The organism is Pseudomonas sp. GLN_2 (assembly GCF_043106005.1).
Classification (GTDB): domain Bacteria; phylum Pseudomonadota; class Gammaproteobacteria; order Pseudomonadales; family Pseudomonadaceae; genus Aquipseudomonas; species Aquipseudomonas alloputida.
The window spans coordinates 34,750-47,823 of sequence record NZ_JBICMC010000020.1 but is presented as its reverse complement, the minus strand read 5'-3'; the positions used below and the strand labels follow the sequence as shown (position 1 = coordinate 47,823).

Below are 13,074 nucleotides of genomic sequence, written 5' to 3'. Positions count from 1 at the left end.
GCGCGTTACCCGTAGGAGCGGGTTTACCCGCAAAGGGGCCAGAATCACCCACACACCTCTAACTGTCAGACATCCGCCCTACCGCCGCAAACGCCTGCAGTTGCGGGTAGAACTCGCGAAAATCCGCCAGCAGCGGCTCATACAGCCGCTCCAGTTCCACCATCACCCCGGCCATCCCCTCAGGCCGCGACAAGCGCCGGGCAATGCCGTTGAACACCTGCTCCAGCGTGTCGAAATCGCCATACGCCCCTAGCCAGTCATCCGCTGCCATGAACGGCGCAATCCGCGCCAGCCGCCCAGGCAGCTCGGGCTCTGCCAGCAATACCCGATAAAACGCACCAGTGAACTGCTCCAGCGGCTGATTGGCGTAGTTGTCCCAGTGCCGCGCCAGGCAATGGTCGAAAAACACATCCAGAACGATGCCGGCAAAACGCCGCCGCTCGCGCGGAAAACGTGCCAGAGCCGCCAGCACCAACGGGTGCTGGTCAGTGTAACTGTCGATATGCCGGTGCAGCCGGATGGCCGCCTCCAGCGCAGGCGGAAAGCGCCCTTCCAAGGAGCCTTTGACAAAGTCGCCATACAGGCTGCCAAGCAGTTGTTGCGGCGCCGGGCCGCCCAGGTGCAAGTGTGCGAGGTAATTCATGAGCGCAGTCTAGCATCGCCACCCAACATATCGTTATAACGCGATATATCGATTCGTGCTCAGCTCAGAACGCCTTCGTATTTGTATATCGGAATTCAGCGAATTATATTTCGTCCTATCGCGATATACCGCTACAACGAGCCTCAAACCATGCCACTCGATCTCGACGAAATCATAAAAGCACTGGCCCACCCGGTCAGGCGAGAAATTCTCAGCTGGCTGAAAGACCCGGCAACCCAGTTTCCGGACCAGTACCACAGCACCGAAAACGGTGTGTGTGCGGGGCAAATCGACCAACGCTGCGGCCTGTCGCAGTCGACCGTCTCTGCCCACCTGGCCACCTTGCAGCGCGCCGGGCTGATCAGCAGCCAGAAGATCGGCCAATGGCACTTCTTCAAACGCGACGAAGCCACCATCCAGGCGTTCCTCGAACAACTGCGCCAAGCACTTTGACAAGGCAGGTAACCACAATGACCACGCTTTTCGATCCGATCAAACTGGGCGACCTGCAACTGCCCAACCGTATCATCATGGCCCCGCTCACCCGCTGCCGTGCCGATGAAGGCCGTGTGCCCAATGCGCTGATGGCCGAATACTACGTACAACGTGCCAGCGCCGGGCTGATCCTCAGCGAGGCCACTTCGGTCAGCCCAATGGGCGTCGGCTACCCAGATACCCCTGGCATCTGGAACGATGAACAGGTACGTGGCTGGAACAATGTGACAAAGGCCGTACATGCCGCGGGCGGTCGCATCTTCCTGCAGCTGTGGCACGTGGGTCGTATCTCCCACCCCAGCTATCTGAATGGCGAACTGCCTGTGGCCCCCAGCGCGATCCAGCCCAAGGGCCATGTGAGCCTGGTGCGCCCACTGAGTGACTACCCTACCCCACGGGCGCTGGAAACCGAAGAAATCAACGACATTGTCGAGGCCTACCGCAGTGGTGCCGAAAATGCCAAGGCGGCCGGTTTCGATGGTGTGGAGATCCATGGCGCCAACGGTTACCTGCTCGACCAGTTCCTGCAAAGCAGCACCAACCAGCGCACCGACCGTTACGGTGGCTCGCTGGAAAACCGCGCGCGCCTGCTGCTGGAGGTGACCGATGCGGCCATTGAAGTGTGGGGCGCGCAGCGCGTAGGTGTGCACCTGGCACCGCGAGCCGACGCCCATGACATGGGCGACGCCGACCGCGCCGAGACCTTCACCTATGTGGCCCGAGAGCTGGGCAAGCGCGGCATCGCCTTCATCTGCTCGCGGGAGCGGGAAGCCGACGACAGCATCGGGCCGCTGATCAAAGAGGCATTCGGTGGCCCGTACATCGTTAACGAGCGGTTCGACAAGGCCAGTGCCAATGCGGCCCTGGCCAGTGGCAAAGCGGATGCCGTGGCGTTTGGTGTGCCGTTCATCGCCAACCCTGACCTGCCGGCACGGCTGGCAGCGGATGCGCCGTTGAATGAGGCGCGGCCTGAGACTTTCTATGGCAAGGGGCCGGTGGGGTACATCGATTACCCGCGGTTGTAATCAAGATTGCCGGGGCGCAGCTCAACCGGCGTACACCGTACATAGTGGGAGCGGCCTTGTGTCGCGATAGGAGGGCAACGCCCTCCCCTGCGGCGTCACGGCCGAGCGTTGATCTGTTGCTGCAGGTTCTGAATCTGGCTCTGCAGCGTATTCAGGTTACGCGTCATCTGCGCACGGAAGGCATCGAACTCCTGCACCGAAGCACCACTGGATGACGCGGCGGCCGGGCGGTTGTCGACCTGGCTCTTCAACACCAGCATGTCCTGCTGCAGGCTCTGAATCTCAGCGCTCGGGTTGCCCTGTTTCTTCAAGGCCGCCACCTCGCTACCCAAACTCTTGAGCTGGCCGTCCAGCTGGCCGCCATCCACCTGTGAGGCTTTCAACGCGGCAACCTGCTCGCTCAGGCTCTTCAACTGGGCATCCAGCTTGCCACCATCGACCTGGCCCGAACGCAGCGCCGCCAACTCGCCATTCACCAGCTTCAGTTGCGCCTGCAACTGGCTTTGCAGCTCGGTCACAGCCTTCTGCTGTTCTCGGGTATCGGCCAGCACCTGCTCCAGACGCTTGCCCAGGTCGCCGGTCTGCCCGGCAACACCCTGCTGCAACTGGCGCAGCTGTAGCTTCAATGCCTCACTGCTGGTAGTGGCGCCCGACTCACTGGCCGCCACCTTGCCACTGATCGCCTGAAGGCGGCCAGCCGCCTCTTCACTGATGCGGGCAAAGCTTTCCTGGGTCGCCACCAGTTGCTGCTCCATCAGCGAGATCTGCTGAAAGCTCCACCAACCCAGGCCCGCCAACGCGATGAATGCGGCACCGATCAACGCCCACAGCGGTGCCGTGCTGGCCCCGCGGGCGGCTTTCTGGCGGCTGCGCATCACATGCGCCGGCATCAGTTCGTCATCATCAACGGTGCCCGCCCGCAAGGCAGGCACGTCATCAAAGTCATCGTGAGCATGGTTACGCATGGATACATTCAACCGCGGTAGTCACAAAGAGGCACGAGTATAAACCGCCAGCGCGGCGCATTGATGACCATTGTCAGCCGGGCGGCAAATGCTTCCACCAGCCGCAGAATTCATCCAGCGCCGTCCACAGGCTGACCTTGGGCTGGTAGTCCAGGTACTGCCGGGCACGGCTGATATCCAGGGTGAAATCACGGCTCATCACCTGCATCCCCAGGCGCGACAAGGTCGGTTGCGGGCGCCCTGGCCATAACATGCAGGCCGCCTCGTTGAGCGCGGCCAGGCTGTAGGCAAGGCCATAGGAACGGTAGCGGGTCACCTGGGGAAGCTGCATCTGGCGCATCACGTAGTTGACCACGTCCCACAGCGGCAGTGGCTGGCCGTTGCTTATGTTGTAAGCCTGGCCCAGCGCCCGGTCATCAGCGAACAATGCACTTAGCAGCGCCTCGTTGAGGTTGTGCACACTGGTGAAATCGACCTTGTTCAGGCCGTTGCCGATGATCGCCACACGCCCTTTGCGCTGCATCTGCATCAGCCGCGGGAAGATACTGGCATCGCCCGCGCCGGTAACGAAGCGCGGACGCAGCGCAAGCACTTCCAGGCCGAACTCCTGGGCACCGAACACTTTCTGCTCGGCCAGGTACTTGGTTTGCCCATAGTGATCGTGGAAGCGACGCGGTACCTGGTCTTCACGGACGTCCAGACGCGAACGGCCATTGAAGTAGATCGACGGCGAAGACAGATGCACCAGGCGCCGTACGTGCTCTTTCAGGCAGCCCTCGACCACGTTCTCGGTCACCACCACGTTGCCTTGGTAGAAATCCTGATAGCGCCCCCAGTTACCCACCGCGCCAGCGCAATGCACCACGGCTTCGACACCCTGGCACAAACGCCGGGCCAGCTCGGCGTCACCCAGATCACCCGGGATGAACTGTGCGCCACGCTTGACCAGATGCTCGACCCCTTCGGCACGGCGGCCGCTGACGCGCACGTCCAGGCCTTGCTCCAGGGCGAAACGCGCAAAACGCCCGCCAATGAAGCCACTCGCGCCGGTGACCAGAATTCGCATGTAACACTCCGTCTTGCCAGATTTCAGATGCAACTGACGCCAGCCACGGCTACAAGGGCACCAGCCAATGCTGTGCGGTGTGCCGCAGGTGGTCGGTCAGTTGCGCGAGCAATTGCCCGCCATTGCGCCAATGATGCCAGTACAACGGCACATCGATAGGGGTATCGCGGCAGATTTCCACCAATTGCCCACTGGCCAGTTGCTCCCGGGCCTGCAGTTCAGGCACCAGGCCCCATCCCAACCCGGCCTCGGTCATGCGCAGGAAGCCTTCGGATGAAGGGCACAGGTGGTGCAGGAAACCACCCTCTATGCCCAGCGATGCCAGGTAGCGATGCTGCAGGAAATCGTCCGGGCCGTACACGATCGCTGGCGTACGGGCCAGGCGGCTGGCGACAAAACCTTGGGGGAAGTGCCGCGCCATGAACACGGGACTGGCCAATGCCCGGTAGCGCATGGCCCCCAGTGGCAAACTGCGTGCGCCGGCTACCGGCCGCTCGCTCCCACACAGGCAGGCCGCCACTTCGCCGGCACGCATGCGCTTCAGGCCCACTTCCTGGTCCTCAACCACCAGGTCGGTCAGCACGTTCTGTTGTGCGCAGAAGTTGCCCACCGCGCCGGCCCACCAGGTGGCCAGGCTATCGGCGTTGAGGGCGATACGCAGGCGCTCCGGCATGCCCTCTTCATCCAGCGCCGGTACCTGGCGCTGCAGGTCGCGTTCAAGCAGGCGCACCTGCTGCACATGGTTGAGTAGCTGCCGACCGACTTCGGTCGTGCCGGGCGGCGAGGCACGTACCAACACCGGCTGGCCGACCCGCGCCTCAAGCAACTTGATGCGCTGGGAAATGGCCGATTGCGACAAGCCCAGCACCTGCGCCGCACGCTCGAAACCGCCTTGTTCGATCACTGCCGCGAGGGCAGCCAGCAGCTTGTAGTCGAACATCGATTTTCCTAATGGGTGATCAGCTTTATTTGTTTTTCTTATACAGCGCCGAACATCACAATGGCCAGCATCTTCCGTGACCCTTTTTGGAGAGCCCTGCCATGTGGCAAAGCTATCTCAATGGCATGCTGGTGGCCTTCGGCCTGATCATGGCCATCGGCGCCCAGAACGCCTTCGTCCTCGCCCAGAGCCTGCGCCGTGAGCATCACCTGCCGGTGGCAGCGCTGTGCATCGTCTGTGACGCCATCCTCGTGGCCGCCGGGGTATTCGGACTGGCCACCGTGCTGGCACACAACCCGACCTTGCTGGCAATCGCCCGCTGGGGCGGCGCAGTGTTCCTGATCTGGTACGGCGCCAAGGCGCTGCGCAGTGCCTGCTCCAAGCAGAGCCTGCAGCACCAGCAAGGCCAGGGCGTTCGCTCACGTCGCGCCGTACTGCTCAGCGCCCTGGCGGTGACCCTGCTGAACCCGCACGTGTACCTCGACACCGTGTTGCTGATCGGCTCGCTGGGCGCCCAACAGTCCGCCCCTGGCGCCTACGTGGCCGGTGCGGCCAGCGCTTCGCTGCTGTGGTTCTCGACCCTGGCCATTGGCGCGGCGTGGCTGGCACCGTGGCTGGCGCGGCCTGCGACCTGGCGCATGCTCGACCTGATGGTGGCGGTGATGATGTTCGCGGTGGCGGCACAATTGATCTTCAACTGACCGCGGGGCCTGGCGCTGCATATTCATCAACGGCAAGATCGAGCGGCACGCGGTCTTGCAGGCAACACCCGCGCAACGCGAGCCGCCGGTCGGCACAGCCCGCCCCCTGCGGAACCTCTATTCCCTATGTTTGTTGCGTGGTTATGCGCCGGGCCCGGTGCTATGATCCAGCCCTTGCGTCGCAAAGAGTACAGACTCGCCGACGCTTATCGGGCCGCCCGTGATCGGCCTTGCGCAAACCGCAAACAGACCTGAATCAGGAGATCCACCATGGCTTTTGAATTGCCGCCGCTGCCGTACGCCCATGATGCCCTGCAGCCGCACATCTCCAAGGAAACCCTGGAGTATCACCACGACAAGCACCACAACACCTATGTCGTGAACCTGAACAACCTGGTCCCAGGCACCGAATTCGAAGGCAAGACCCTGGAAGAGATCGTCAAGAGCTCTTCGGGCGGCATCTTCAACAACGCCGCTCAAGTCTGGAACCACACCTTCTACTGGAACTGCCTGTCGCCAAACGGCGGCGGCCAGCCTACCGGTGCACTGGCTGACGCCATCAACGCCGCTTTCGGTTCCTTCGACAAGTTCAAGGAAGAGTTCACCAAGACTTCGGTTGGCACCTTCGGTTCCGGCTGGGGCTGGCTGGTGAAGAAAGCTGACGGTTCCCTGGCCCTGGCCAGCACCATCGGCGCCGGCTGCCCACTGACCAGCGGCGACACCCCGCTGCTGACCTGCGACGTCTGGGAACACGCCTACTACATCGACTACCGCAACCTGCGTCCGAAGTACGTCGAGGCGTTCTGGAACCTGGTCAACTGGGCCTTCGTTGCCGAGCAGTTCGAAGGCAAGACCTTCAAGGCCTGAGTCATACGGCCTTGAACGAGAAACCCGGCCATGTGCCGGGTTTTTTTGTGCCTGTGTTGCCGCAAACAGGCTGGCACGGTTTTGCTTGCTCAGGCCGCATACCACGCTAACATCAAACGTCTGGAAGATTGATACAGCGCATTCAAGTTGCGGGGTCAGGCAACCGATAAACTGCTCATGATCGGCCGGTAGTGTATCGTCATCGTTGATGGCAAAATGATGCCATGCGCATGGATTAAGGAAACCCCATTGAAGCTGGAATTGCGGAACAGCTTGTCGGTCAAGTTGCTCAGGGTCGTGCTGCTGTCGGCGTTGGCGGTTGGCGTCGTGCTCAGCTGTGCGCAAATCGTCTATGACACCTACAAGACCCGCCAGGCCGTGGACAACGATGCCCAGCGCATCCTCGACATGTTCCGCGATCCCTCGACCCAGGCGGTTTACAGCCTCGACCGTGAAATGGGCATGCAGGTCATGGAAGGCCTGTTCCAGGACGAATCAGTGCGCATGGCCTCCATTGGCCACCCCAACGAAACCATGCTGGCAGAAAAGTCCCGCCCGCTGCAGGACATGTCCATGCGCTGGCTTACCGACCTCATCCTCGGCCAGGAGCGCACCTACACCACGCAACTGGTCGGCCGTGGCCCTTACAGCGAATACTACGGCGACCTCAGCATTACCCTCGATACCTCCTCCTACGGCAAAGATTTCCTGATCAACGCGGTGATCATCTTCATATCCGGCGTGCTGCGGGCCATGGCCATGGGCCTGGTGCTTTACCTGGTCTACCACTGGCTGCTGACCAAACCGCTGTCGAAGATCATCGAGCACCTCACCCAGATCAACCCTGACCGCCCCAGCCAGCACCAGATACCGCTGCTCAAGGGCCACGAGAAAAACGAACTGGGCCTGTGGGTGAACACCGCCAACCAGTTGCTGGCCTCGATCGAGCGCAACACCCATCTGCGCCACGAGGCGGAAAACAGCCTGCAGCGCATGGCCCAGTACGACTTCCTCACCGGCCTGCCCAACCGCCAGCAACTGCAGCAGCAACTGGACAAGATCCTCGTCGACGGCGGCCGTCTGCAGCACCGTGTGGCAGTGCTGTGCGTTGGCCTGGACGACTTCAAGGGTATCAACGAACAGTTCAGCTACCAGGTCGGTGACCAGTTGCTGCTGGCCCTGGCCGATCGACTACGCGCCCACAGCGGCCGCCTGGGCGCTCTGGCGCGGCTGGGCGGCGACCAGTTCGCCCTGGTACAGGCCAATATCGAGCAGCCCTACGAGGCTGCCGAACTGGCGCAAAGCATCCTTGATGACCTGGAAGTACCGTTCGACCTCGACCACGAGCAAATCCGCCTGCGTGCGACCATCGGCATCACCCTGTTCCCCGAAGACGGTGACAGCACCGAAAAACTGCTGCAGAAAGCCGAACAGACCATGACCCTGGCCAAGGCCCGCTCGCGCAACCGCTACCAGTTCTATATCGCCAGCGTCGACAGCGAGATGCGTCGCCGTCGCGAACTGGAAAAGGACCTGCGTGAAGCCCTGCCCCGCAATCAGCTTTACCTGGTGTATCAGCCACAGATCAGCTACCGCGACCACCGGGTGGTTGGCGTAGAGGCCCTGCTGCGCTGGCAGCACCCGGAACTGGGCATGGTGCCACCCGACCAGTTCATCCCCCTGGCCGAGCAGAACGGCAGCATCATCAGCATCGGCGAATGGGTGCTTGACCAGGCCTGCCGGCAACTGCGCGAATGGCACGACCAGGGCTTCAGCGACCTGCGCATGGCGGTCAACCTGTCTACCGTGCAACTGCACCACAGTGAGCTGCCACGGGTGGTCAACAACCTGCTGCAAGCCTATCGCCTACCACCGCGCAGCCTGGAACTGGAAGTCACCGAAACCGGCCTGATGGAAGACATCAGCACCGCCGCCCAGCACCTGTTGAGCCTGCGCCGCTCCGGGGCGCTGATTGCCATCGACGACTTCGGCACCGGCTACTCGTCCCTCAGCTACCTGAAGTCGCTGCCCCTGGACAAGATCAAGATCGACAAGAGTTTCGTTCAGGACCTGCTCGACGATGATGACGACGCCACCATCGTTCGCGCCATCATCCAGCTGGGCAAGAGCCTGGGGATGCAGGTGATCGCCGAGGGCGTGGAAACGGCCGAGCAGGAAACCTACATCGTTGCCCAGGGTTGCCACGAGGGCCAGGGCTACCACTACAGCAAGCCCCTTTCGGCCCGTGAACTGACCCACTTCCTCAAACAAGCGCAACGCAACCGGGTTTCGGTGTCCTGAGGCCATCTGCCCGGTTACTGGCCGTGCCGCTGATTTACATGAATTGCGTGCCCGCCCCTTTACAGCAAATGCAAATCTTTCGCATGATGTTGTAGTTTTGCGTGCCACGGCGCACGGTCCACCCCTCTGGTCCAACCACACGATGCAGGAAAACCAATAATGATTCGAATGCCTCTGGCCCCCGCCAGTCTGCTGGCCATTGCCATCGCCCTCGCCGGTTGCGGTGAAGGCAAGGACGAAAAAGCCGCCGCGCCGCAAGCCCAGGCACCTGCTGCCGCCACCACCGCTGTTGCGCCAGGGGCTGTCGACGAAGCCGCCGGCAAAGCCGTGGTCAAGCATTACACCGACATGGTCTACGCCGTGTACAGCGACTCGCTGAGCACTGCCAAGACGCTGCAGACCGCAGTCGACGCGTTCCTGGCCAAGCCCAACGACGAAACCCTGAAAGCCGCCAAGGAAGCCTGGTTCGCCGCGCGCGTACCGTACCTGCAGAGCGAAACCTTCCGCTTTGGCAACACCATCATCGACGACTGGGAAGGTCAGGTGAACGCCTGGCCCCTGGACGAAGGCCTGATCGACTACGTCGACAAGAGCTACGAGCACGCCTTGGGCAACCCGGGGGCCAGCGCCAACATCATCGCCAACACCGAGATCCAGGTGGGCGAAGAGAAGGTCGACGTCAAGGACATCACCCCCGAAAAACTGGCTAGCCTGAACGAGCTGGCTGGCTCCGAGGCCAACGTTGCCACGGGCTATCACGCCATCGAATTCCTGCTCTGGGGCCAGGACCTGAACGGCACCGGCCCTGGCGCTGGCAACCGCCCGGCATCCGACTACCTGGAAGGCCAGGGCGCTACCGGCGGCCACAACGACCGCCGCCGCGCCTACCTCAAAGCGGTTACCGACCTGCTGGTCACCGACCTCGAAGAGATGGTCGGCAACTGGGCACCGAACGTCGCCGACAACTACCGCGCCAAGCTGGAAGCCGAGCCTGTCAACGACGGCCTGCGCAAGATGCTGTTCGGCATGGGCAGCCTGTCGCTGGGCGAACTGGCTGGCGAGCGCATGAAAGTTTCGCTGGAAGCCAACTCGCCAGAAGACGAGCAAGACTGCTTCAGCGACAACACTCACTATTCGCACTTCTACGACGCCAAGGGCATCCGCAACGTCTACCTGGGCGAGTACACCCGCCCGGACGGCACCAAGCTGACCGGCCCTAGCCTGTCGTCGCTGGTCGCCAAGGTTGACCCGGCCGCCGATGCAGCCCTCAAGGCCGATCTGGAAGCCACCGAGGCCAAGCTTCAGGTGATCGTCGACCACGCCCTCAAAGGCGAGCACTACGACCAGCTGATCGCCGCCGACAATGCTGCCGGCAACCAGATCGTGCGTGACGCCATCGCCGCCCTGGTCAAGCAGACCGGCTCGATCGAGCAGGCCGCGGGCAAGCTGGGCATTGCCAACCTGAACCCGGACACTGCGGATCACGAGTTCTGATCCTGCTGTAGCGCTTCATCGAAAACGCCCGGCCTTGTGCCGGGCGTTTTCGTTTGCTGCCGGGTAAAACGCTTCCCGCTGCCTCGCGTGCACGCAGATGCTCATCCTGTAGGCCTTCGATCAAACCTAACAGGAGGCACAGTGCTGCAGATTCTTGATGTCTGGGGCGAGGGCCGAATCGTCCAGCGCATGAATGGGGAAGACCTCATCACCGGATTCAACGATGCGTACAACCTGAACAAGGCTGGCCAGCTCATCTCCAACGGGCCGTTCGCTGGCGGGCACATTCCCAACCTCATTGTCGTATACGAATACGATGCTCCGGTCTTTCCCCTCGACGACCATGCAGTCCCTCACGTGACGCTGATGGGCGCTCCGATCACCCGGCATGTGGCCGAGGAAATGTGCCGGGTAGTTGCCCGCCCCGGCAAGATCTACCTGTACGACCCCAACGAAACTGACCGCCGTATGTTCGAGGCAGTCGCCATTGACCAAGGGATGCAGTTGCTCGGACGCTTTCATCCCGCCGAGCTAGACCCTCCGTTCAACGAAATCACCTTGCTCGCGGCCTATGTCTATCGCGCCCCGACCAGCCCGTTGCCACGCCCGAAAACTGAACATTGAAAGGAAAACACTACATGGCCAACGTCACGTACTTGCGCTCCATCGCCAATAACACGCCCTATACCCTGACCCTGATCGACGGTGAAAACCGCAGCAACAGCCTGGCAGTCGGCGCCCAGCACGTCTGGAATGGCTCGCTGGCCATCCCGTGGATCGGCAGATCGACTGAGAACCACAAGGCCTTGCGCCTGATCCTCGGCCCGTCTGCCGACACCAGCATCTGGTTATTCCAGGATTACTGGCAACCTGCGCACATGGACGCGGTCAAGTGCCTTACCGCCTCCTCCATGGAATACACCAGCGAAGACGTCATCGAAGTCATCGGCGATAATCGCGGTGGCGGCAACAAGAACCTGATCGTCAACCTGGTCAACCGACACTTCATGCTCTATATGGCCTGAGCAACCGCGCTGGCAGCGATTTCATCAAGCAAACGCAAATTGCTCTTATTCAATGATCCTGGGCCTGCTAAGCTGCACGCCGGTTTTTCGCTCACGCCCAGGATTCTCGATGTCCTTGTCGCTGTCCCGACTCCCCCCTCTGCTGCTGGCCTTGGCCTTGGCCGCCTGTGACGACGCCCCGCGCTTCACCCACGCCGAGCCCGGCGAAGCGTTGTCGGGTGGCCAGGCGACCGTGCAGCGCAGCGACCGCAATGCCTATTCCCTGCCCTCGGCCAACCTCTCGCCAGCGCTGCGCCTGGACTTCGCCGTTGGCAACAGTTTCTTTCGCAACCCTTGGGTGATCGCGCCGTCAACCACCACCGCGCGTGATGGTCTGGGCCCGCTGTTCAATACCAACGCCTGTCAGAACTGCCATGTGCGCGACGGTCGTGGCCACCCACCAGAGCAGGGCGACAGCAACGCGGTGGGTATGCTGGTGCGCCTGTCGATTCCCGACCAACCCTACCTGGCCAAAGTGATCGAGCGCCTCGGCGTGGTGCCAGAGCCCGTCTACGGTACCCAGTTGCAGGACATGGCCATCCCCGGCGTGGCGCCCGAAGGCAAGGTGCGGGTGAGCTACACCCGCGAAACCATGTCATTCAAGGACGGCCATCAGGTCGAGCTGCGCAAGCCAGCCCTGCAAATCACCCAGCTCGGCTATGGAGTGATGCACCCCGACACGCGTTTTTCTGCGCGGGTGGCACCACCGATGATCGGCCTGGGCCTGCTTGAAGCGATCCCCGAAGCCGACCTGCTGGCCAACGAAGACCCGGACGACCGTAACCGCAATGGCATCCGCGGGCGGGCCAACCGTGTATGGGACGACGCCCAGGGCAAAACAGTGATCGGCCGCTTCGGCTGGAAAGCCGGGCAGCCCAACGTCAACCAGCAGAACGTGCACGCCTTTGCCGGCGACATGGGCCTGACCAGCACCCTGCTGCCCAACGACGATTGCACTCCGGCACAAACCGACTGCCTGGCTGCGCCCAACGGCGACGGTGCCGATGGCGAGAAAGAAGTCAGCGACAACATCCTGCGCCTGGTCACGTTCTACACCCGCAACCTGGCGGTGCCGGCCCGCCGCGACGTTGGCTCGCCACAGGTGCTGGCGGGCAAGAACCTGTTCTACCAGGCGGGTTGCCAAGGTTGCCACACCCCGCAGTTCACCACCGCCGCCGACGCCACCGAACCCGCATTGGCCAACCAGGTCATCCGCCCCTACAGCGACCTGCTGCTGCATGACATGGGCCCGGGGCTGGCCGACGAGCGCACCGAATTCGCCGCCAACGGCCAGGACTGGCGTACGCCGCCACTGTGGGGCATCGGCCTGAGCGAAACGGTCAGCGGCCATAGCCAGTTCCTGCATGACGGCCGCGCCCGCAACCTGCTTGAGGCCGTGCTGTGGCACGGTGGCGAAGCCGAGGCGGCACGCAATTTCGTACTCACTTTCGATGCCGAGCAGCGCGCTGCGTTGCTCGCGTTCCTGAACTCACTTTAAACGCGCAAAGGAGCC

General features: G+C 62.3%; 13 protein-coding genes. 9 read left to right on the top strand and 4 right to left on the bottom strand.

Translation table 11 applies throughout. The features are described 5' to 3' along the window. Positions 1 to 58 precede the first annotated feature (58 nt). Positions 59 to 643: an ACP phosphodiesterase gene (locus tag ACF8Q6_RS04920; RefSeq protein ID WP_121782902.1), complete on the bottom strand. Its 585-nt coding sequence runs from the start codon at positions 641 to 643 to the stop codon at positions 59 to 61. A gap of 150 nt (positions 644 to 793) precedes the next feature. Between ACF8Q6_RS04920 and ACF8Q6_RS04915 the strand changes: the two genes are divergently transcribed. Beyond that, positions 794 to 1,096, top strand: coding sequence for a helix-turn-helix transcriptional regulator (locus ACF8Q6_RS04915; RefSeq protein ID WP_003255178.1), 303 nt, complete (start codon positions 794 to 796; stop codon positions 1,094 to 1,096). A 17-nt stretch (positions 1,097 to 1,113) separates the two neighbouring features. Continuing rightward, positions 1,114 to 2,163: an alkene reductase gene (locus ACF8Q6_RS04910; protein ID WP_121782901.1), complete on the top strand. Its 1,050-nt coding sequence runs from the start codon at positions 1,114 to 1,116 to the stop codon at positions 2,161 to 2,163. A 95-nt stretch (positions 2,164 to 2,258) separates the two neighbouring features. Here the strand turns inward: ACF8Q6_RS04910 and ACF8Q6_RS04905 are convergent, their stop codons facing one another. From ACF8Q6_RS04905 to ACF8Q6_RS04895, 3 genes are all read right to left on the bottom strand, one after another. After that, complete coding sequence (locus ACF8Q6_RS04905) at positions 2,259 to 3,128, bottom strand: ATPase (protein WP_161774069.1); 870 nt, start codon at positions 3,126 to 3,128, stop codon at positions 2,259 to 2,261. Positions 3,129 to 3,201: 73 nt separating this feature from the next. After that, positions 3,202 to 4,194, bottom strand: a complete 993-nt coding sequence (locus tag ACF8Q6_RS04900) for an NAD(P)-dependent oxidoreductase (protein ID WP_003255182.1) — start codon at positions 4,192 to 4,194, stop codon at positions 3,202 to 3,204. 49 nt (positions 4,195 to 4,243) lie between these two features. Continuing rightward, a complete protein-coding gene (locus tag ACF8Q6_RS04895) occupies positions 4,244 to 5,134 on the bottom strand; it encodes a LysR family transcriptional regulator ArgP (RefSeq protein WP_003255184.1) in 891 nt (296 codons plus the stop codon). A 101-nt stretch (positions 5,135 to 5,235) separates the two neighbouring features. Here ACF8Q6_RS04895 and ACF8Q6_RS04890 point away from each other — a divergent pair, with 101 nt between their 5' ends. The 7 genes from ACF8Q6_RS04890 (at position 5,236) to ACF8Q6_RS04860 (ending at position 13,059) form a co-directional block, all read left to right on the top strand. Next, on the top strand, positions 5,236 to 5,835 hold the full coding sequence (locus tag ACF8Q6_RS04890) for a LysE/ArgO family amino acid transporter (protein WP_003255185.1): 600 nt from the start codon (positions 5,236 to 5,238) through the stop codon (positions 5,833 to 5,835). Positions 5,836 to 6,105: 270 nt separating this feature from the next. Then, positions 6,106 to 6,702 (top strand): superoxide dismutase, encoded by a 597-nt coding sequence (locus ACF8Q6_RS04885; protein WP_003255187.1) that lies wholly within the window; start codon positions 6,106 to 6,108, stop codon positions 6,700 to 6,702. Between the two features lie 249 nt (positions 6,703 to 6,951). Next, positions 6,952 to 9,003 carry a bifunctional diguanylate cyclase/phosphodiesterase gene (locus ACF8Q6_RS04880; RefSeq protein ID WP_003255193.1) on the top strand — a complete coding sequence of 684 codons (2,052 nt, stop codon included), beginning with the start codon at positions 6,952 to 6,954 and terminating at the stop codon, positions 9,001 to 9,003. Positions 9,004 to 9,162: 159 nt separating this feature from the next. Next, positions 9,163 to 10,497, top strand: coding sequence for an imelysin family protein (locus ACF8Q6_RS04875; protein ID WP_392494205.1), 1,335 nt, complete (start codon positions 9,163 to 9,165; stop codon positions 10,495 to 10,497). Positions 10,498 to 10,638: 141 nt separating this feature from the next. After that, entirely contained in the window at positions 10,639 to 11,121 is a 483-nt protein-coding gene (locus tag ACF8Q6_RS04870) for a hypothetical protein (protein WP_392494204.1), read from the top strand. 14 nt (positions 11,122 to 11,135) lie between these two features. Beyond that, positions 11,136 to 11,522: a hypothetical protein gene (locus tag ACF8Q6_RS04865; RefSeq protein ID WP_392494202.1), complete on the top strand. Its 387-nt coding sequence runs from the start codon at positions 11,136 to 11,138 to the stop codon at positions 11,520 to 11,522. 109 nt (positions 11,523 to 11,631) lie between these two features. Next, positions 11,632 to 13,059, top strand: coding sequence for a di-heme oxidoredictase family protein (locus ACF8Q6_RS04860; RefSeq protein ID WP_392494200.1), 1,428 nt, complete (start codon positions 11,632 to 11,634; stop codon positions 13,057 to 13,059). Positions 13,060 to 13,074: the final 15 nt, after the last annotated feature.